At 52.0% G+C, this 20,254-nt stretch carries 18 protein-coding genes and 1 other RNA gene; 4 read left to right on the forward strand and 15 right to left on the reverse strand.

Annotated elements, in window-relative coordinates; all coding sequences use genetic code 11:
* Nucleotides 1-172: 172 nt before the first annotated feature.
* The 9 genes from ffs to rpoE form a co-directional block, all read right to left on the reverse strand.
* An RNA gene (gene ffs, locus MHI42_RS19900) (signal recognition particle sRNA large type) lies at nt 173-441 on the reverse strand.
* A 60-nt stretch (nt 442-501) separates the two neighbouring features.
* A complete protein-coding gene (gene rpmE / locus MHI42_RS19905) occupies nt 502-699 on the reverse strand; it encodes a 50S ribosomal protein L31 (RefSeq protein WP_039309646.1) in 198 nt (65 codons plus the stop codon).
* 124 nt (nt 700-823) lie between these two features.
* Nucleotides 824-2,101: a radical SAM protein gene (locus MHI42_RS19910; RefSeq protein WP_042132731.1), complete on the reverse strand. Its 1,278-nt coding sequence runs from the start codon at nt 2,099-2,101 to the stop codon at nt 824-826.
* A gap of 25 nt (nt 2,102-2,126) precedes the next feature.
* Entirely contained in the window at nt 2,127-3,485 is a 1,359-nt protein-coding gene (gene rho, locus MHI42_RS19915; protein WP_042132730.1) for a transcription termination factor Rho, read from the reverse strand.
* 166 nt (nt 3,486-3,651) lie between these two features.
* Entirely contained in the window at nt 3,652-4,905 is a 1,254-nt protein-coding gene (locus MHI42_RS19920; RefSeq protein WP_039309636.1) for a UDP-N-acetylglucosamine 1-carboxyvinyltransferase, read from the reverse strand.
* A gap of 246 nt (nt 4,906-5,151) precedes the next feature.
* Nucleotides 5,152-6,006, reverse strand: a complete 855-nt coding sequence (gene fba, locus MHI42_RS19925; protein WP_039309634.1) for a class II fructose-1,6-bisphosphate aldolase — start codon at nt 6,004-6,006, stop codon at nt 5,152-5,154.
* A gap of 206 nt (nt 6,007-6,212) precedes the next feature.
* Complete coding sequence (locus tag MHI42_RS19930; RefSeq protein WP_042132729.1) at nt 6,213-6,599, reverse strand: response regulator; 387 nt, start codon at nt 6,597-6,599, stop codon at nt 6,213-6,215.
* Between the two features lie 343 nt (nt 6,600-6,942).
* A complete protein-coding gene (locus MHI42_RS19935) occupies nt 6,943-8,550 on the reverse strand; it encodes a CTP synthase (protein WP_039309630.1) in 1,608 nt (535 codons plus the stop codon).
* A 409-nt stretch (nt 8,551-8,959) separates the two neighbouring features.
* A complete protein-coding gene (gene rpoE, locus MHI42_RS19940; protein WP_039309628.1) occupies nt 8,960-9,523 on the reverse strand; it encodes a DNA-directed RNA polymerase subunit delta in 564 nt (187 codons plus the stop codon).
* 420 nt (nt 9,524-9,943) lie between these two features.
* On the opposite strand from rpoE, the gene MHI42_RS19945 reads away from it, so the two are divergent.
* Nucleotides 9,944-11,143: a S8 family peptidase gene (locus MHI42_RS19945; RefSeq protein ID WP_342420461.1), complete on the forward strand. Its 1,200-nt coding sequence runs from the start codon at nt 9,944-9,946 to the stop codon at nt 11,141-11,143.
* A 91-nt stretch (nt 11,144-11,234) separates the two neighbouring features.
* Here the strand turns inward: MHI42_RS19945 and argS are convergent, their stop codons facing one another.
* The 5 genes from argS to MHI42_RS19970 form a co-directional block, all read right to left on the reverse strand.
* Nucleotides 11,235-12,920, reverse strand: a complete 1,686-nt coding sequence (gene argS, locus MHI42_RS19950; protein WP_171717574.1) for an arginine--tRNA ligase — start codon at nt 12,918-12,920, stop codon at nt 11,235-11,237.
* Nucleotides 12,917-13,360 carry a DUF1934 domain-containing protein gene (locus MHI42_RS19955; protein ID WP_342420462.1) on the reverse strand — a complete coding sequence of 148 codons (444 nt, stop codon included), beginning with the start codon at nt 13,358-13,360 and terminating at the stop codon, nt 12,917-12,919. The genes argS and MHI42_RS19955 overlap by 4 nt, the downstream gene beginning before the upstream one ends.
* 116 nt (nt 13,361-13,476) lie before the next feature.
* A complete protein-coding gene (locus tag MHI42_RS19960) occupies nt 13,477-14,145 on the reverse strand; it encodes a GNAT family N-acetyltransferase (protein ID WP_342420463.1) in 669 nt (222 codons plus the stop codon).
* A gap of 59 nt (nt 14,146-14,204) precedes the next feature.
* Nucleotides 14,205-14,873: a GNAT family N-acetyltransferase gene (locus tag MHI42_RS19965; protein WP_171717577.1), complete on the reverse strand. Its 669-nt coding sequence runs from the start codon at nt 14,871-14,873 to the stop codon at nt 14,205-14,207.
* Nucleotides 14,874-14,888: 15 nt separating this feature from the next.
* Nucleotides 14,889-15,746, reverse strand: a complete 858-nt coding sequence (locus MHI42_RS19970) for a carbon-nitrogen hydrolase family protein (protein ID WP_042132723.1) — start codon at nt 15,744-15,746, stop codon at nt 14,889-14,891.
* A gap of 223 nt (nt 15,747-15,969) precedes the next feature.
* On the opposite strand from MHI42_RS19970, the gene MHI42_RS19975 reads away from it, so the two are divergent.
* From MHI42_RS19975 to MHI42_RS19985, 3 genes are all read left to right on the forward strand, one after another.
* Complete coding sequence (locus tag MHI42_RS19975) at nt 15,970-18,042, forward strand: PBP1A family penicillin-binding protein (RefSeq protein ID WP_342420464.1); 2,073 nt, start codon at nt 15,970-15,972, stop codon at nt 18,040-18,042.
* A 99-nt stretch (nt 18,043-18,141) separates the two neighbouring features.
* On the forward strand, nt 18,142-18,822 hold the full coding sequence (locus tag MHI42_RS19980; protein ID WP_342420465.1) for a DNA-3-methyladenine glycosylase: 681 nt from the start codon (nt 18,142-18,144) through the stop codon (nt 18,820-18,822).
* A 271-nt stretch (nt 18,823-19,093) separates the two neighbouring features.
* Nucleotides 19,094-19,573: an AbrB/MazE/SpoVT family DNA-binding domain-containing protein gene (locus MHI42_RS19985; protein ID WP_342420466.1), complete on the forward strand. Its 480-nt coding sequence runs from the start codon at nt 19,094-19,096 to the stop codon at nt 19,571-19,573.
* A gap of 93 nt (nt 19,574-19,666) precedes the next feature.
* Here MHI42_RS19985 and MHI42_RS19990 read toward each other — a convergent pair whose 3' ends face one another.
* A complete protein-coding gene (locus tag MHI42_RS19990; protein WP_342420467.1) occupies nt 19,667-20,173 on the reverse strand; it encodes a YwhD family protein in 507 nt (168 codons plus the stop codon).
* Nucleotides 20,174-20,254: the final 81 nt, after the last annotated feature.

Genomic DNA, 20,254 nt, shown 5'->3' on the forward strand with positions numbered 1-20,254 from the left:
TTCCTCTAACGAGGCCTGTGCTTCCGATGCAGCGATACTACGTATCGCTTTCAGGTATCCGTATCAGCGGGAAGTATTAGGATAAAGTATGATGAGCATATAGTTTCTTATCTTTCAAAAAACAAAAAGCATCTTCGCTTGTGGCAAAGACGCTATCATAATAGTATTTAAACCGTGCACCCGTTATTGATGACTGCGATCCAAGCGGCAACCCTACAAAACTGCTCGGGCTAGGCCACCCTCCGGCACAAGAGTAAACTCACTTATGGCTGCTTCCTTCCGGACCTGACCAGGTTCACAAGCACTCATTGCGGAGGACCCAACCGTCAACACAGCCCATAGGAACCAAGGCCTCACATCGACAGCACCTCTAACAGGAATTCAACCTCGCTACAGCGGATTGCGAGTTACAGGGCACCGCTACCTCCCCGTCTAGCACGGCGAAGATAAGTATAGCTTACGGCCGGACAAAAATCAACTAACAATAAAACGGCAGAACAATTAGATGCCGTATTTCTTCTTGAACTTATCAACTCGGCCGCCGGCATCCAGGAACTTCTGCTTGCCGGTGAAGAACGGGTGGCAGCTGGAGCAAATTTCGACACGCAGCTCCTCCTTGGCAGAGCCAGCTTCAAAGGAGTTGCCGCAGGCGCAGGTTACCTTAGTTACATTGTACTTGGGTTGAATTGCTGTTTGCATTTGAATATTCACCTCTCACGCCCTAAGCCTCATGCGGACTTAGAGTTATATGATTACGCAAGCTACATTTTAGCATGGAAGCCCAGGGGCCTGCAATAGGTTTGGGCAAGACTCAACTCAGCGGTTACTGGTGCACTCTGCGCTGCTTGGCACGGGCCAGTTCAGCAGGCGGAACATGGGTGAAGGAGCCAATTACAACATCCGGCAGCTCCTCGCGGAAGATCTCCAGCATCGTCTTCATTCCAAGGATTTCGCCTTGTGCAGGAGGAATCAGCTCCAGATAGCTCTCCGGGTCAATATTAAGATTCCGCATCTGAATTAGCTTAATGTCTGTACGTCTAACGAACTCAACCATCGCCTCAATCTCTTCCTCGCGGTCCGTGACACCCGGAAAAATCAGATAGTTAATGGAAGTATATACACCCTGTGAAGCTGCATATTTCAGGGACTTCTCTACATTAGCCAGCGTATAGCCGCGCGGCTTGTAGTATGCATTATAGTGATCATCCAGCGCACTGATTGTGCTGACCCGCATAAGGTCAAGACCAGCATCCACAATGCCGCGGATATGATCGCTTAATCCTGCGTTCGTATTGATATTGATATAACCCATATCTGTAATAGAGCGTACTTCACGAATGGACTCAATGATTATCTTCGCCTGGGTAGAAGGTTCGCCTTCACAGCCCTGTCCAAAGCTTACAATCGACTCTGGCGTCTTCAGGTGCTCCAGCATGACTTGTGAAACTTCGCTCACTGTGGGACGGAAGTTCATCCGCGTCTGCGGCGACACAAACCCGCTGTCATCAGGCTGTTCCGAGATACAGCCGAAGCAGCCGGCATTGCACGAGTAGGAGACCGGAACAGCACCTTCCCAGCGGCCCAAGAAGGTGTTGGACGAGGTCAGGCATTCGTATTCCAGTGCGCAGTTGGACAGATGATTATAGAGACGGTTCTCCGGGTACTTGGCGGTCAAATCACTGACGCCAATCTCTACATCCCCGCGGTCACAATTCAAAGGATTCCACTGCTCCGTATCATCTGTAGGATCCGCCGCTACGTAGAATCCGCCATCCTTCCATACTACAGCGGAATAACCGAAGAGCGGAAGCTTATACGTCTTATCTGTCTTGACATAGCCGGGAAGGCACAGACGGGTAAAGCCCTGCGGCAACAGCGCTCCAACAGCCTGTGAGCCTAAAGGCAACGGCAGCATTTCACCTGTCCCGGGATCCATCCCGATTGCCCGCGTATTAGGCAGCCCTACCAGAGTAGCGCCTTCAGGCAGCGGGATCAATTCTTCCTCCAGTATCTCAACAATCATATCCCCGCTGCGGGCCAGCCCGTACAGCTCGGGATGATCATATACGTTTCCTTGCCCGTCGGCATATACCAAATACATGTTAGTCTCCTCTTGTTATCAATTCTCAGGTTGTAGGCACAGAAGGTGTCTTGGGCCGCGTGGTACGGCGGGCCGATGAACCGCTGTTCGATGTTCCGCCTTTGCTGGCGGTACTGTTTGCTGACGAGGAATCCTTGTTGCCGGCCACATCAAAAGAGGCCAGGAACTCAGCATTCGTCTTGGTGTCACGCAGTTTCTTCAGGAATCCTTCTACAAAGTCGTAGGATTCATTCATATTTTTACGGATTGACCAGATGGTATCCAGTTCTTCCTTGCTAAGCAATACTTCCTCGCGGCGCGTACCCGAACGGCGGATATCAATGGCCGGGAAGATACGGCGTTCTGCCAGCTTGCGGTCCAGGTGAAGCTCCATGTTCCCTGTGCCTTTGAATTCTTCGTAAATAATATCGTCCATGCGTGATCCGGTATCAATCAGCGCTGTTGCAAGTATGGTCAGGCTTCCGCCTTCTTCTACGTTCCGCGCGGAACCGAAGAAACGCTTAGGACGATGGAAGGCCGCAGGATCAATCCCTCCGCTCAGTGTCCGGCCGGATGGCGGAACCACGAGATTGTAAGCACGGGCCAGCCGGGTAATGCTGTCCAGCAGAATAACGACATCTTTCTTGTGCTCGACCAGACGCAGTGCCCGTTGAAGCACAAGCTCAGCCACTTTGATATGATTCTCCGGAAGCTCGTCGAATGTTGAAGCTACTACCTCGCCCTTAACAGAACGCTGCATATCCGTTACTTCCTCGGGACGTTCATCAATCAGCAGTACAAACAATGCGATCTCAGGATTGTTAGTGGAGATACTGTTGGCAATTTCTTTTAGGAGGAGCGTCTTTCCTGCTTTGGGAGGTGCTACAATCAAACCGCGCTGTCCTAAACCTACGGGAGCAAGCAAATCCATTATACGGGTAGATAAATGGGCAGAGGAAGTTTCAAGCGGCAGCTTGTCTTGCGGATAAAGAGGTGTAAGGGCCGGGAAATGTAATCGTTCAGCTGCACTGGCCGGATTCTCACCATTGACGGCATTAACTTGAAGCAATCCGAAATAACGTTCATTCTCTTTGGGTGTACGGCATTTCCCGGATACAAGGTCGCCGCTTCTAAGATCAAACTTGCGGATCTGCGAAGCCGAGATATAAATATCCTCCGCACTCGGCAAGTAGTTAATCGGTCTAAGGAAACCGTAGCCTTCCGGCAGGATCTCAAGCACGCCTTCCATAAACATAAGACCGCTCTGCTCAGCCTGCGCCCGGAGAATCGCGAAGATCAGCTCCCGCTTCTTGAGCGTTCCGTAATAAGGGATCTGGTATTTCTTAGCCAGCTTATACAGATCGGTCAGCTTCATTTCTTCCAGATCGGAAATTTGAAGATCCATGTGTGATAACCACCTATTCAATTTTTATAATGAGTTCTTCCGGCGTTCTCTGCCGGGCAAAATATGAGTCTATGAAAATGCTTATTAGGATAGGATTACCCGAATTGGAAGGAGATATGCAGTTTAAAGGCAAATTATGCTCCTTCCAATCGTTCCGGGTACATACTTATTCGTTCTCGCGCCAGACTTCGGCACCTAAATTGCGCAGGTTGCTTACGAGGTTATCATAACCGCGGTCTATATACTCCACGCCTGTCACTTCGGTAATCCCTTCCTCAACGGTGAGTCCGGCAATGACCAGAGCCGCACCTGCCCGTAAATCGGCAGCCTTCACCTTCGCGGCATTGAGCTTGCCGCCCTCAATAATTGCAGAACGCCCTTCGACGCGAATCTTGGCGCCCATACGGACTAATTCAGGGACATGCTTGAACCGGTTGCTGTATACGAAATCGCTCAAGACGCTAACGCCTTCCGCTTGAGTTAGCATACTTGTCATCGGAGATTGCAAATCGGTGGCGAAGCCGGGGTATATCAATGCTTTGACATCAGCATGCTGGTACTTGGCTCTGCCGATGACCCGGATACTCTCATCCAGCTCTTCTATATCTACTCCCATTTCCAGCAGCTTGGCAGTCAGCGCCTCCAGATGCTTGGGAATCACGTTATCTATCAGCACATTGCCACGCGTTGCCGCAGCGGCAATCATATATGTTCCCGCTTGAATTCGGTCAGGAATGATGGAATGGCGGCAACCATGCATTTCAGTTACGCCTTCAATCCGGATCGTTTCTGTACCGGCGCCTTTAATAACAGCGCCCATAGAGTTTAATAGGGTAGCTACATCTATAATCTCAGGCTCTTTAGCCGCATTTTCAATAATTGTAGAGCCTTTGGCACGTGAGGCCGCCAGCATAATATTTATTGTGGCTCCAACGCTGGATACATCCAGATAAATCTTGGCACCACGCAGTTCTTTGGCATACAAGTGAATAGAGCCATGATCGTTGGTTACAGTCGCACCAAGCGCTTCAAAGCCTTTGATATGCTGGTCAATCGGACGCGGCTCAAAATTACAGCCGCCGGGAAGACCAATCGTCGCCTCTTTGAATCTGCCGAGAAGCGCACCCATCATATAATAAGAAGCCCGGAGTTTCTTGACCGGTCCGTTAGGCATGGGAATGGATACGATACGGGAGGGATTAATTCTCATCTGGCTGCCGGTCCACGATACACTCGCGCCAAGCTCCTCCAGAATTTCGGAGTAAACGGCCACATCACTAAGAGCAGGCAGGTTATCCAGCACAACTTCAGATTCCGCCAAAATCGCCGCTGGAATAAGCGCAATTGCGCTGTTCTTTGCTCCGCTGATGGTTACAACGCCCTCTAGCGGACGTCCGCCGCCAATCATTAATTTTTCCATAAATTTATCTGGTTCCCCCTACGTGTATTGCGGCTTGTTCTGGCAATACCAGCTGTGGCTTGTGGTGACATGGTCATTAGAAGAAGAAACGGCTGCGCCGCCCTAACTTAAGGACGGCACCCGTTTCTGAGGAAATCTGAAATGACTTTACCGGAAGGACACCGGCTATGCGGTGCACTCTTCTGATAAAGATATGCAGGCGGGACAGCAGGAAATAACCTGTCCCGTTACGCGGCAGAGTTAAAATTACGCTTTGTTGCTGGATCCGAATTCACGGATTTTGCCAATAACGGTTTGTTTGATGGCTTCGCGGCCTGGTGCGATGAATGTACGCGGATCGTAAGCATCCGGTTTAGCAGCCAGAACTTCGCGGACTACTTTGGCAAACGCGATTTGGTTCTCTGTGTTTACGTTGATCTTGGAAGTACCCAGGGAGATGGACTTCTGAATGTCATGTACAGGAATACCAGTACCGCCGTGAAGTACGAGCGGAAGGTTGACTGCATCACGAATTTCTTCCATTTCCTTGAATCCAAGGTTCGGTTCGCCCAGGTAAGGACCATGTACGGAACCCAGTGCCGGAGCCAAAGTGTCGATGCCGGTTTCTTTAACGATGCGTACGCATTCGTTAAGGTCAGCGTATTGGATGCCGCCGATAACGTCATCTTCCTGTCCGCCTACAGTACCAACTTCAGCTTCTACAGAAACACCTTTAGCATGAGCATATTCAACGACCTTCTTGGTCATTTCAATGTTCTCGTCGATTGGGTGGTGGGAGCCGTCGATCATTACGGAAGTAAATCCGGCATCGATTGCATCCTTACATTTGTCAAAGCTTGAACCGTGGTCCAAGTGGATTGCTACAGGAACGGTAATTTTCATGTCATGAATAAGACCTTCAACCATCTTAACTACAGTGTAGAAGCCGCCCATGTGACGAGCTGCACCTTCGGATACGCCAAGGATTACTGGTGATTTCTCTTCTTCTGCTGCACCAAGAATCGCTTGAGTCCACTCCAGGTTATTGATGTTGAACTGGCCAACTGCATATTTTCCTTCAAGTGCTTTGGTTAACATGTCTGTCATAGATACTAATGGCATGGTTTCAATCCTCCTAAAATGTTTGAGTTGCTTATATAAGCCGACATCACATACAGGCCTATTATAGCACATCCTGTGTCAAATACTAAATAGGATACACAAAAAAATGTCCCGGTGGGACGATATTCAGCCAGCCCATATTCCTGCGGGACTTTCCCTCTTTAGCGTATCCATAACAGGACTTACCCAAACTGTTCATTTCTAAGCTAGCTGCATTGATCAACCGACTTATTGTGCAGATGCATATTAACGGCAACCCGCATCTCATCGATATCAAACGGCTTGGTGAAATGCATCAGGGCTCCCAGCTTGGTCGCTTCTTTGATCATGTCCAGTTCTCCGTAAGCCGTCATCATAATCACTTTGATCGCCGGGTTCAGCTCCTTCAAATGCTTGAGGATCTCCAGTCCGTCCATCCCCGGGATTTTCATATCGAGCAGAACCATATCCGGCGATTCGTTCTTGACGATCTCGAGTGCCAATTTTCCGTTAGCTGCCTGAAAGGTGGCATAACCTTCACTATTAAATACTTCCATGAGGAGAATCCGGATTCCATTCTGATCATCGACAATTAATACTTTCTTTTTTTCCATACGATACCCTCCCAGAATTTAAGGCAGATTGTCTATACCGCGCCCTCTCACAGCTAACGGCCCCGCTTCAACTTAGTCTATACGAAACCTATTATTCGTGCTTTGTAGCCAAAATCCTGCTAATTGGTTAAAATGCGTAAATCTATGCCATATAAAGGTGTATTTCCAGTTAAAAAGCGGTAGTACAGTCCCCTTGTAATTTGGGAGATATCATAAATGAGACCTATAACAAGAGAAAATAGAAGAATAAAGTTTAGTGTAAAATGTATATTTCCTTCATCTCCAAAAAAGAAAGCCCCCGTAAGGAGGCTCCCGCAGGACCGGCAGGCCCTGAAGATATTTATTACAGCTGTTCGGAATGGGTAAGCGATGCTTTGACAAATTCACGGAACAGCGGCTGCGGACGGTTCGGACGTGAAGTGAATTCCGGATGGAATTGCACGGACAGGAACCAAGGGTGACCCGGCAGCTCAACAATCTCAACCAGACGGCCGTCAGGGGAGGTTCCGGAGAAGACCAGACCTGCCTTCTCCATCTCATCGCGGTAAGCGTTATTGAACTCATACCGGTGACGGTGGCGTTCATAGACCAGTTCATCATCATAGCACGACATCGCCAGTGAACCAGGGGAAAGCTTGCAAGGATACAGTCCGAGGCGCATGGTGCCGCCCATATCCTCAATATCCTTCTGTTCAGGCAAGAGGTCAATCAGCGGATACGCGGTAGCTGGATCGATCTCGGAGCTGTTCGCACCGGTCATTCCGAGCACGGAACGGCCGTACTCAATCACAGACACCTGCATACCCAGGCAGATCCCGAAGAACGGAATGGACTGCTCACGCGCATAGCGGATAGCCGAAATCTTGCCTTCGATCCCGCGGTCGCCGAAGCCGCCCGGAACCAGAATGCCGCCGATGCCGCCCAGCAGCTCGTCCACATTCTCATCCGTAACCAGCTCTGCATCCACCCACCGGAGTTTCACTTCGGCATTGGAGGCAAATCCGGCATGCGACAGTGACTCTACAACACTTAAATAAGCATCATGAAGCGCTACATATTTACCGACAATAGCGATCTCAACGGTACGTTCCAGCTTCTGAATCCGTTCCAGCATGCTCTCCCATTCACGCATATCCGGCGCAGGGGTAGTCAGCTTCAGGTGGTTGACTACAATCTCGTCCAAGCCTTCGTCGCGCAGGTTAAGCGGAACTTCATACAGGGTTGAAGCGTCGCGGCATTCCACAACGGCATTCTTATCAATATCGCAGAACAAAGCAAGCTTGGCCTTCATATCATCGGTCAAAGGATACTCCGTACGGCACACGATCACATTCGGCTGAATTCCGATGCTGCGCAGCTCTTTTACACTGTGCTGTGTTGGCTTCGTCTTCACTTCGCCTGCAGCCTTGATGTAAGGAATCAGCGTAACATGAATGTACATGACATTCTCACGGCCGATGTCACTCTTGATCTGACGGATCGCTTCCATGAACGGCAAGCTCTCGATGTCCCCTACAGTACCGCCAATCTCCGTAATGACCACATCCGAACCGGTCTCACGGCCTGCGCGGAATACCCGTTCCTTGATTTCATTCGTAATATGCGGGATAACCTGAACGGTGCCGCCCAAATATTCCCCGCGGCGCTCTTTGCTGATAACGGAGGAATAAATTTTACCTGTGGTTACGTTGCTGTTCTTCGACAAATTGATATCAATAAACCGTTCATAATGCCCAAGGTCCAGGTCAGTCTCCGCACCATCATCGGTTACAAACACTTCCCCGTGCTGATAAGGACTCATAGTTCCAGGGTCTACGTTGATGTAAGGATCGAATTTCTGGATCGTTACTTTCAGACCTCTGTTCTTGAGCAGCCTGCCCAGCGAAGCGGCGGTGATGCCTTTGCCAAGGGACGACACAACGCCACCCGTTACAAAAATATACTTTGTCACTGTAAAACCCTCCTAAATAAAGTCCAGAAATTCAGGGGACGCTTGTTGTTTATCGTAACCCTTTTTTCCATCATCAAACCGGGGAACCCAAAAGTTGCTTCAGAACCGCCAAAACTTAAGACCAGAGTCCCCAGAATTACGGAAAACCGCAGTTTTTTGGCATCCAAGTAGAAACGGCTTTGCCGTCCTTTTAAAGGACGGCACCGTTTCAGCGAGAAAGATAAGGAACATTGATTGCGCGAAGCATATTAATTCTTATCTTTTAAAAAAACAAAAAAGTGACACCCGTAGACCCGGGGCACTTTTTATTTTAGAAAACATATTAACTTTCATTATAAGCCCATGCAATAGTTTACTCTGACGGTCCTGCCCCTGTCAAGGGACGAATTACACCGCCGGAAAGACTATTCTAAAATTTCTCGTCCTCTTCCTCATCATCGGCTTCGTCTTCTTCGCCGTCTTCGGAATCTTCCTCATCCGCTTCGTCTTCGTCAATGTCATCTTCATCAATGACAACATCTTCGTCAACTTCCTCTTCGCTGTCGTCGTCAGAATAGAGGTCGTCGCGATCTTCATCAATCGCATCGAAATCCTCTTCCTCCGCAGCATAATTCTCTTCTTCTTCGGCAAAGTCGTCATCTTCCAAATCGTCGTCCTCATCGTTGATGATACGTACGCGTTTGGTGTTGCCGACAGGATCATCGGAGCGTTCCAGCGGGTACCAGCGTTTCAGGCCCCAAAGGTTGGTTCCGACACAGGCAAAACGCCCGTCAATGTTAATCTCGGTATATAACTGTGCAATAGTATCTTGGCTCTCTTGATCGGTCATCCCGCGCAGCTTGGCTACCTCGACCATCAGATCACGGTAGTAGTAAGGTGTATTGGCTGCCTTAAGCACCAGGAAAGCCAGGTCGACCATCGGTATTTCTTTAACTTTCTCAGGGTCCAGCTTTAAATTGAGTGGCGTACTCACTAAAGGACACTTCCTCTCACGCATTGTTCACATTACAAATCATGCTTAATTCATGATATCCATTAACAAACCTAAGTAAAACCTATTTGCGTGCAAATTGCAAGTCTAATACACCCGCTTCTGCGGGAAAACGCAGGAGGGCTGATTATCCGTAACCTCTATGTAACCCAAATGATTCCCCTAAATTCAAAAAGGCGGAGGGAAACCCTCCGCACATGACTGTATCCACGCCAAGGATCGGCTCCTTACGGGATGTTGCAAAGGGGCCTTGCGGTTCCCTTCTGTTCATTTTATGTAATCCTCCGCCTTTTGACACGATGGGCAGCCCATTTCGCTAAAAAAGGGCAAGTTCCCATTCGGACGTCTGCCTCTTTTCATACTATATGGCAGCACGGCACCGAGGAGGGGACGGCGTAACTTATGGATTATTACGGTTTTTGGCAGATGCTGCTTGAAGAGATTAAGGCTGCCCCCACAAATGCCCAGCGGCGTATTGTGACCTTCAACGATCCCCGCATGTATGCCGGAGCGCTATCACAGTGGAAATCACTTAAGACCAAAACGCCGGGGCTGCGGCAGGTTCAGGTATCTACGCTGATCCGGGCCTTCTTCGTGCCCGCCGCCGGAGCAGGAAAGCTGATGGACCGTTATGCTGATTCCCTATGTATAGAAGAAGATCACCGGATTCAGGTTCACTCCGTGGCACCGGATAAAAGCGGTTCTGCCATGATGCCCTGGGGGGTCAAGTCGATTCATGCCCCGCAGGCCTGGTCCAAATCTACGGGAGTCCATGTGAAGATCGGCGTCATCGATACGGGCGTGGACTTCCGCCATCCCGATCTGAAGCATTCTCTCGCTTCCGGGGTCAATCTGCTGAACCGCGGTATGATGCCGCTCGATGACAATGGCCACGGCACACATATTGCCGGTACCCTGGCTGCAGCCGGAGGGACGCGCGGCATGATGGGCGTAGCCCCCAGGGCGCTGATCTATCCGGTCAAGGCTTTTGACCACAGCGGCTCCGCCTATGTGTCTGATATTGTCCTGGGCATCGATTGGTGCGTGCAGAACAAAATCGATATCATTAATATGAGCTTCGGGATGAAAAACAGAAGCAAAGCCCTGCATGATGTGGTGATCAAGGCCTACCGGGCCGGGATTGCCATCATCGCCTCCAGCGGCAACGACGGCAAGCGCGGCGGGGATTACCCCGCGCGCTATCCGGAGACTATTGCCGTAGGGGCCCTTGACAGAAGGCAGCGCGTCGCCGCCTTCAGCAACCGCGGACCGTATATCGACGTATACGGTCCGGGTGAGAGCATCCCCTCCTGCTGGCTGCGGGAGGGGTATAAAGAAATGAGCGGCACCTCTATGGCGACATCGCATGTCACCGGTGCCGCGGCCCTTCTGCTCGCGCTGCGGCCGGGGCTGTCGCCCCGCGAGCTGAAGCTGCTCCTGCGCCGCACAGCCTCGCCGGTGCGGCTGCGCAAGGGCCAGCGCCGCGCCTCCCTGGGCGGCGGCGCGGCCGATGCGCTGCGCCTGCTGCGCGCGGGCGCCCGGGCACGGCGCAGCAGCGGCAGCAGCAGCACCGCCAAAGCCGCAGCAGCGGCGAAGGCTTAGCATGCGGCGGTGCTGCCGCCTCAGCCAGCAAGCCCATGCTAAAAAGCGCCGCCCCCGGTAACAGGGGGCGGCGCTTTGCATCATGCTATGGTTACATCCGGTCCGGTGCGGTAACGCCAACCAGACGCAGGACGTTGGCAATCGTCGTCCGCGCCGCGCCCAGCAGGGCAAGACGGGCTACGGTCTGAGCAGCGTCCTCGGTGATTACGCGCTCTGCCTTGTAGTAGCTGTGGAACAGCGAGGCAAGGTCATACACGTAACGGACCAGGCGGTGCGGTGCATAGCCTTCGGCAGCAATCGTAATTTCCGCCGGCAGCTCACCGATTTTGCGGAGCAGATCGTATTCATGGACGGCTGTAAGCTTGCTGTAATCAATGTCGGCATAATCCGGCAGCTTAATGCCCTGCTCTTCCGCCTGGCGGAAAATGCTGCAAATGCGCGCATGAGCGTACTGGACATAAAATACGGGGTTCTCATTAGATGTCGAAATCGCCAGATCCATGTCAAAGTCCAGATGAGAATCCATACTGCGCATCGTGAAGAAGTAACGGATGGCGTCCAGGCCAACCTCTTCCATCAGGTCTTCCATCGTAACGGCCTTGCCAGTACGCTTGGACATTTTGACCTTCTCGCCGTTCTGGAACAGGCTGACCATTTGCGCAATCAGCACGACCAGCTTCTCGGGATCATTGCCCAGCGCCGACATGGCGGCCTTCATCCGCGGGATGTAGCCGTGGTGGTCAGCTCCCCAGATGTTGATCATTTTGTCGTAGCCGCGGCCGTATTTGTCGCTATGGTAGGCAATATCCGGTGTGAGGTACGTGTATGTACCATCATTCTTGATCAGCACGCGGTCTTTGTCGTCGCCGTATTTGGTGGTCTGCAGCCAGGTGGCGCCTTCTTCTTCATATACTTCACCGCGTTCCCGGAGCTCGTCAAGCGAACGCAGCACTTCGCCGTTCTCGTACAGGGAGGTTTCGCTGAACCAGATATCGAAGTTGACCCGGAAACGGCTGAGATCGCGTTTGATTTTGTCCAGTTCCTTGGCCAGACCGTAGGTGCGGAAGAACGCAGCGCGGTCACCCGGGGTCATTGCGAGCAGGGAGTCGCCCTTCTCAGCGACAAGCTCTTTGGCGAAGCCTTTGATATCTTCCCCGTGATAACCGTCCTCCGGCATCTCAGCCGGCTGGCCCAGCTCCTGCAGGTAACGGGTCTCGATCGATTTGCACAGATTGGCGACCTGGTTACCGGCGTCGTTAATATAGTACTCGCGCGTTACCTTGTAACCGGCATAATCCAGTACGTTACAGAGCGCATCCCCGACAGCAGCTCCGCGGGCATGGCCCAAATGCAGGCTGCCGGTTGGATTCGCGCTGACGAATTCCACTTCCACCTTCTGCCCTTTACCGATCTCTATGCGGCCATAATCGTCACCCTGCTCGGCAACAAGGGCAATAACAGGATACAGATAGCTTTTGGATAACGTGAAGTTGATAAACCCCGGACCGGCAATTTCCGCCTTCTCAATAGAAGCGCTACCGGTATCCAGGTGCTCGATAATGGCCTCAGCGATTTGCCGCGGATTGCGTTTGGCAATTTTGGTAAGCTGCATAGCGGCATTGGTAGCCATATCTCCATGCGCCTTGTCTTTGGGTATTTCCAGCACGATAGCCGGAAGCTCTTCCCGGGACACCAGGCCGGCAGCTACGATAGCCTCGGCAATAGCCTCTTTCACCCGTTCATTGGCTAGCTGAAGCGGATTTAAACTTTGTGTCATGATTGTGGTTCCTCCTGTATATTCAAACTTATAGCGAACTGTCCTGATAACTCATCATAAACGTACAAGTCGTACTCCCATGTAACCGCAAGCTTCCTTCCGGCGCGTATGATGTCGAGCTTCCGGGTATCGGTGATGAGATTAAACTGTGTATAAGGCGAGCGGTAGAACCCCGGCAGACGCTGGCCCGGCTCAAAGGATTGCTCCGACTGGACACCGCCATGGCGGATTAGCTTGATTCCACGGTCCGAAATCTTCAGGGTGTTGCGCACAGAAACCTCACCGCCCTGCGGGCCTGGCTGCGTTTCTTCATAGCGGATATACAGGAATTGCCCTTTCATAATGGCTTCCCCTGCGCTTTGCACCACATTCCGCTCACCGCCCTGCACGCTTTCCAGCGTTACGCTAACGGCATATTTGCCTTGCTGTCCTTCAGTCATTGCACGTTCCTCACTTATTCATACTAATATTCATTAAGGTCATATTCGCTTTCCCATTGTACACTATATCCTGATCCGGAAGAGTAGTTCAATGGCTATTTCTCCGGCAAAAATAATTACAACGGCAGCAGCACCAAGTGCTCTCTGCTTCTAAGCTGCTCCACCATGGAGGTCCACGACTCCGGCTTATCTTCCAGCACTGCGTAATAACGGGTCAGAAAATCAGCAACGAGCGGCGCCCCGATCTCCTCCAGCTCTTCATTTCCGGGCATAAAACATAGATCCAAACCGGATACCGCCTCCCCGTCACCCTGCCAGGAAGGATGGACATACGGAAAATCGATCCGCTTATACCCCAGATGCGACAGCACTTCGCGGCGCACAAACGGGTCCATCGGCTTAATCCCCCCGAAGTCATGCTCTACCCGGTAAGGATCATAAATCTCGGCGAACATTCCGAACAGCTCCCGGCCATTGTCAGCCGCCAGCTTCTGCAGATCCTTCAGCCGGTGCTGTGCCAGAAAGCGGCCTACGCCCAGCCCCTCCCGGCCAATAATAGTGAAATCGGTCATCGCCACATTCCAGTCCGCATAGTAACGGTATTCCGTGGTGCCGACAACTGTACCTTCATGCACTGCGGCGAACACACGAATGCCGGGATCCTCCAAGGGTTCCTTCCATAAGCTGTATTCCAGCACTTCCTCGGGTGGAAATACTTCGGACAGCAGCTGATGTACTTGTCTGAACAAAGGATCGGCTACATTTGTAATTCTTCTATATTCCATAGTAAGGGCTCTCCTCCAATACCGGTTGTAGTTACTATTATAGAAAATTTTAGAGAAACTTATAGAAAAGGATTCCGCCATTCCATAAGCGCTGCGTAATTTCCCGATTCCTCATCTTCCAGATAATCCGCTACAACGCCGACCGGTACACGCCCGCAGCGCAGCAGAAAAGTAATGACCGGATCAGACCAGGTACCGGCCACTACTCCGGCCAGATACGCTTCCGCCGGCATCCGGGCGGCCATTAGATGATAGCCCGGCATCCGCCCGGCTCCCAGCAGCCGTTCCAGCTTTTGCTCCACTACAGCATGATACAACGCCTGTACCAGCTCCTTGCCCAGTCCAAGCTTGCGGTATTTGGGGCGGACACACAGATCGGCAATATACAGCGTGTTCCCGTCCGGCTGATGTGTAGTGAGATATCCGTCATCCGTAACTTCCGACCAGGTATGATGAAGGGCCGGTGTCTCCGGATCATAATGGATTCTAAGTCCCGTTACCGAGCCGGCCAGTTCTCCGTCCACCTCTGCACACAGTGCCCCTTCCGGGAAAAGCGTTACATGATTCAGCAGCTGTTCCCGGTTCCACCACAGCTCTGCAGGATAGGGCGGCGGAAAGGCTTCGGACTGAATCGTGACCAGTTCGGCGAAATCGGCTTCCGTATAGCTGCGGATTACCGCAGGCACCGGGGTTTTACCTTCAAAAGCGTAGAAGCTCTTATAATACATTCCCTTTCTTCCTCCTTAGGTCCAGTCCGTGTACAGATCCGTCCGGCGGTCGCGCCACGTAGTTACAGATCCGTGTTCACGGACGCGGTACAGCAGCTCCAGATCCAGATCGGCAGTGATGATCATATCGCCGCCTATTTCCCCCTCGGCCAGCAGGCCCTGCGGAGGGAAGGGAATATCATTAGGCGTAATGACTGCCGCTTGCCCAAAGTTGGCACGCATCAGATCCACGGTAGGCAGCGAGCCTACAGTGCCTGTCAATACAACGTATACCTGATTCTCAATGGCACGGGCATGGCTGGTATACCTCACCCGGTGGAAGCCATGACGGTCATCTGTACAGGAAGGGCAGAAGATCACATCCGCACCCTTGGCCCGGGCCATGCGTACAATCTCCGGAAATTCGATATCATAGCAGGTTAGCATGGCAATGGTCCCTTTGTCTGTCTGGAATACCTCCAGTCCTTCACCAGCGCCCATATTCCAGCCCTCAACTTCAGCCGGTGTGATATGAAGCTTGGCCTGCTCGGCAATTCTTCCGTCCGGGTAAAACAGGTGAGCTACATTATAGAGCTTATCGTTCCGGCGCAGCACATGGGTGCCCCCGATAATATGTACAGCATATTTCCTGGCATAGCCGGAGAACATCTCCCGGTAACGTTCTGTGAACTGCGGCAGATCCTCTATACCGAGCGCTTCTCCCTGTTCATTGCCTATGGACATCAGCTGTGTCGTCAGAAATTCGGGGAACAGGATAAATTCAGCTCCGTACTCCCCTGCAGTCCTTATATAGTGCTCGCACCGGGCGGCAAACTCCGCGAAGGAGGAAATGGTATGCAAATGATATTGTACAGCGGATACGCGAATAGCCATGGCGGCAATCCTCCTATACGTGATATGGCGTGCATTCATAAAGTAACTAAAATTTTACCATAACAGATCACAAAATCACACAGGATGGAGATGCTGCGTGCCGCCGCATGAATATCTCCTCTCTTCCTTCCCCATAATGGAGAATACCAGCAGAGACGCCTTCGCCCACTTAATTAAGTGGTAACCCGGCCGTTTCTGCATGAAATAGAAGGAGCCTGATGTTATGCCGCGCGATTCTACTGCACCCAAAGTCCCGAAACGCCGCCTCCGCCGGCTCTTCCGGCTGATGCTCTTCTCTGTCCTGCTGTTCCTGGCGGGCGCCGGAGTCCTGCTTGGGTTCCTATATCAGAAACCGCTACCTCCTCTAGGGGATGATATCCGCTCCAGACTGCTTGACTCCAGGGGCAATGTACTGACTACCTTCACTACTGACGGACGCAGCCGTGATCCTGTGGAACTTAAACAAATCTCTCCGCTGCTCATCAAGGCCACTCTGGCTGTAGAGGACCGTAAGTTCTATAGTCATGCCGGCTTTGACCTCAAAGGAATGGGCAGAGCGGTACTAGCCAACCTGCAGGCAGGAGGGCGTACGCAAGGGGCCAGTACACTAACCCAGCAGCTTGCGCGTAATTTGTACCTGACCCATGAGAAAACTTGGACCCGCAAGAGCAAGGAGGCTCTCTACACCCTCCAGCTGGAGATGAAATACAGCAAAGACGAGATTCTGAACATGTATCTAAATGAAATCTATTATGGTCACGGTGCCTATGGTATTGAAGCCGCTGCCCAAATGTACTTCGGCAAACCGGCCGCTGACCTGGATCTGGCGGAGAGTGCCCTGCTGGCCGGAGTTCCCAAAGGCCCCACCTATTACTCGCCCTACACGCACCTGGATAGTGCTGTTAAGCGGCAGGGTATCATTCTGGCAGCCATGGTCGATGTAGGGGATATCACGGAATCGCAGGCGGAGGCCGCCGCCAGGGAGAAGCTGACCTTCAAACCGCAGGGGCAGAAGGATACCACTGTAGCCGCTCCTTATTTCCGCGATTACGTGCGCAGCCTCGTTATAGACAGTCTGCATATCAGCAGTGACGAACTGGATCAGGGCGGGCTGAATGTCTACACAACACTTGATCCGGATATGCAGCGGGCTGCGGAAGAGGCCGTGGATCAGGGAATGGACCATAGCAGCGAGCTGGAAACTGCCCTGGTGTCCATTGACCCCCGTACCGGCTATGTGAAGGCCATGGTCGGAGGGACCAATTACCGTTCGAGCGCGTATAATCATGCCCTGGCCACCACACGCCAGCCCGGTTCTTCTTTTAAACCGATTATGTATTTATCCGCGCTGTCTTCCAAGGAGATGACCGGGTTGTCTGTCTTCAACAGCCAGCCGACACTGTTCCACTATGACAACAACCGCAAAACCTATCAGCCCCGCAACTTCGGCGATAAGTATCTCGGTGAGATCAACATGAAGCAGGCGATTGCCGCTTCCGACAATATTTATGCCGTAAATACAATTATGAAGATTGGCGCGGACAAGGTGGCTGCTATGGCTGCTGCTATGGGAATCAACAGTCCGCTGCAAAGTGTCCCGTCTCTGGCGCTCGGCACTTCCCCTGTCAGTCCGCTGGAGATGGCTTCCGCCTTCGCAGTTATCGGCAATGGCGGAGTTAAGCAGCCTGTTACCGCAATTCTGAAAATTACAGATGCGGGCGGACATCTTCTATATGAAGCTCCGCAGCCTCAAGGGCAGTCTGTGGTAGAACCGGCCGCCGCTTATGTGCTGACCCGGCTGATGGAAGGCGTATTTGAGAGCGGAGGAACGGGTAACCGCGTAGCCTCGATGATCAAACGCCCGGTCGCCGGCAAAACAGGCACTACCGACACAGACGGCTGGATGGTGGGCTTCACTCCTGAGCTCTCCACTGCGGTCTGGGTAGGTTACGACAAGGGCCGGGATATTGCCACCGCGGATGGAAGACGTGCAGCGCCTATCTTTGCGCAGTTTACAGAAAAAGCGCTGGAGAATGTACCACCGAAGATTTTCCCGATTCCTGATGGCGTGGTCAGCGTATATATCAATCCGCAGTCCGGCAAGCTGGCTACAGCAGCCTGTCCGGAGAAGGAGCTTACGACCTTCATCAGCGGCACTGAGCCTACTGAGTACTGCGACCAGCATGCCGCCTCCGGCTCCGATGCTCCCCCGGATGGGAGCAACCCTGAGATTGCCGAGCCTGTCAAGGAGGACCATTCGCTGTGGAATGACATCAAACGCTGGTGGATGAACTGATCCGGCATTGCTGCCGCCGGAGACTTGCGTTACGATGGGATGAGCCCGGCAAGGCGCTCTCTTAAGCGTTAGTCCGCCGCAGGAAGGTGTCAACCATTCATGAAGCTGAATTCTTCAGGCGAACCGGACCATTCAGCCCCGCAGCGGCTGCTGCCGCCTGCACTCTATGCGCTTGCGGCAGTAGACGCAGCTCCGCGCCTCCTGGGCCAGCATCTCGTCCGGCGCACCGAAGATGGTGATATCCGCTGCCGTATTGTGGAGACTGAAGGGTACGGCGGCGCTGAAGACAAAGGGAGTCATGCCTACGGAGGGCGGCGGACAACCCGTACAGAAGTAATGTTCAGCGCCGGAGGCGCTACGTATGTATACCTGATCTACGGGATGCACTATTGCTTCAATGTGGTTACCGCTGCTGAAGACGATCCGCATGCGGTCCTGATCCGTGCAGTGGAGCCGCTTACCGCCAGGGACGCGGAGCTTATGGCTGCATACCGGGGAATTGCTGTCCGGAAGCCTTCGGATCTGTCCGGCGGCCCGGGCAAGCTGTGCCGGGCACTGAGGATAGACAAAAGCCTCAACATGGCCAGGCTTGATCTCCGCGGGGGGCCAATATGGCTGGAGCAAGGTGAATCCCCGGAATCTCTGGATATTGTCCAGGCTCCGCGCATCAATATTCCCTATGCAGAAGAATACGCGCTGAAGCCTTGGCGTTTCTATCTCCGGGGCAATCCCTATGTCTCGGTCAGCAGCACGGATGCCCAGCCGGTTATCCTCAACTGAAGATAGTTTCATTCCGCTGTTTCGGCTGGGCTATTTTGGGTAAAAAATAGAGAACCCTAATAAACCTCTCCCTTGGGATTACCCGAAGGGAGAGGTTTTATATTTTTTCTGGCCCCGGACCCTCTCCTGCGCCGTAAAACGGGCTATTTCCCGTATAAGCGACAAGAAACAACATAATTTGTATGCGCTTTCCCCGTTCTCTAAACTTACAATTACTGCTATAATCAGAGATATCCACAAAAAATATAAAGATGTAAATGAGGGACATGGGATGAAAGATACAGGCATGATCCGGAGTTTAGACAGTCTTGGTAGAATTGTGGTTCCCGTAGAAATCCGCATGACACGAAATATTGACATTGGGGATCCCATCGAGTTTTTTATTCTGAATGATGAAATTATCGTCCTCAGAAAGTACACCTCCACAGAATGCACATTTTGCAGAAGCCTTGATCATGTAACCTACTATAAAGATCAATTCATTTGCAATACCTGCCTCAAAGAGCTGAGCGACCCCGGGCGCGGATCTGAAGAGATCACAATCTCTCCAGGCCCTGCAGAGGAGAACGCCGAACCTGTCCGCAGTGGACGGAGAACGAAGACGGAGGAAATGAGCCAGCGGCTGGAGAAAGCGATGGAGGACCACCCCTATGCCAACCAGAAGGAGCTTGCCGAGGTGCTCGGAATCAGCCAGGCCAGAGTAAGCCAGTTGAAGCGCAAGCTAAATACTGCCGGCAGAGTGACTCCGTAGCAGCGCATATCCCATCATCTTATACATAAGGCTTGGCCCTCTGCTAACAGAGAGCCAAGCCTTGTTTTTTGATATACATGTTCGTTCAGCTTACTACTCCGACAATGCCGCTTTCAGCTCGTCAGGCGAAGCGGCCCACCACTCTTCATTATGTGCGATCAGCAGTGATTTCAGCGCATTCCGCTCCGTAGACCCAAGTCCCTCCACAATAATCTTCCGTTTCAGGGCTGCATCCAGCTTATTGACATGATCGGCAAGAATCTTCCAGCCCCGGCGGGCTTCGGAATCAATCCACATCTCACAGGCGGTAATTCCGCCGTAGAACTGGCTCTCCGGTGTACGGTCCACAGCAACCCAGACCACCCAGACCTGTCTTCCTTCCGGTACATCCTCACGGTTCACGGAGAATTTAATCCCCTTCTCCACTTTGCTCTTGGCATGCATGGCACCGATATCGATAACGGCGATACCTTGATCAATAATAACAGGCGATACATTACCCAGATCAATGGAGCCTGCCCCGAAGCCTTTATGCTTACTCTTGGCATTCACAATATTCAAGGCAATCTGCTTTTTGCCCTCTGGTTGTACGTTATCCACAAGTGCACATCCTTTCCATTCACTAATTATTTAATTTTAGCTAATAATGCGCCGATTGCAAACATATACATCCCGTAGATG

Source organism: Paenibacillus sp. FSL E2-0178 (genome assembly GCF_038593005.1).
GTDB classification, from domain to species: domain Bacteria; phylum Bacillota; class Bacilli; order Paenibacillales; family Paenibacillaceae; genus Paenibacillus_AQ; species Paenibacillus_AQ phytohabitans.

Coding starts and splice junctions, on each gene's coding strand:
- rpmE (WP_039309646.1), bottom strand. CDS start 699: ATGCAAACAGCAATTCAACCCAAGTACAATGTAACTAAGGTAACCTGC.
- MHI42_RS19910 (WP_042132731.1), bottom strand. CDS start 2,101: ATGTATTTGGTATATGCCGACGGGCAAGGAAACGTATATGATCATCCC.
- rho (WP_042132730.1), bottom strand. CDS start 3,485: ATGGATCTTCAAATTTCCGATCTGGAAGAAATGAAGCTGACCGATCTG.
- MHI42_RS19920 (WP_039309636.1), bottom strand. CDS start 4,905: ATGGAAAAATTAATGATTGGCGGCGGACGTCCGCTAGAGGGCGTTGTA.
- fba (WP_039309634.1), bottom strand. CDS start 6,006: ATGCCATTAGTATCTATGACAGACATGTTAACCAAAGCACTTGAAGGA.
- MHI42_RS19930 (WP_042132729.1), bottom strand. CDS start 6,599: ATGGAAAAAAAGAAAGTATTAATTGTCGATGATCAGAATGGAATCCGG.
- MHI42_RS19945 (WP_342420461.1), top strand. CDS start 9,944: ATGGATTATTACGGTTTTTGGCAGATGCTGCTTGAAGAGATTAAGGCT.
- argS (WP_171717574.1), bottom strand. CDS start 12,920: ATGACACAAAGTTTAAATCCGCTTCAGCTAGCCAATGAACGGGTGAAA.
- MHI42_RS19955 (WP_342420462.1), bottom strand. CDS start 13,360: ATGACTGAAGGACAGCAAGGCAAATATGCCGTTAGCGTAACGCTGGAA.
- MHI42_RS19960 (WP_342420463.1), bottom strand. CDS start 14,145: ATGGAATATAGAAGAATTACAAATGTAGCCGATCCTTTGTTCAGACAA.
- MHI42_RS19965 (WP_171717577.1), bottom strand. CDS start 14,873: ATGTATTATAAGAGCTTCTACGCTTTTGAAGGTAAAACCCCGGTGCCT.
- MHI42_RS19970 (WP_042132723.1), bottom strand. CDS start 15,746: ATGGCTATTCGCGTATCCGCTGTACAATATCATTTGCATACCATTTCC.
- MHI42_RS19975 (WP_342420464.1), top strand. CDS start 15,970: ATGCCGCGCGATTCTACTGCACCCAAAGTCCCGAAACGCCGCCTCCGC.
- MHI42_RS19980 (WP_342420465.1), top strand. CDS start 18,142: ATGAAGCTGAATTCTTCAGGCGAACCGGACCATTCAGCCCCGCAGCGG.
- MHI42_RS19985 (WP_342420466.1), top strand. CDS start 19,094: ATGAAAGATACAGGCATGATCCGGAGTTTAGACAGTCTTGGTAGAATT.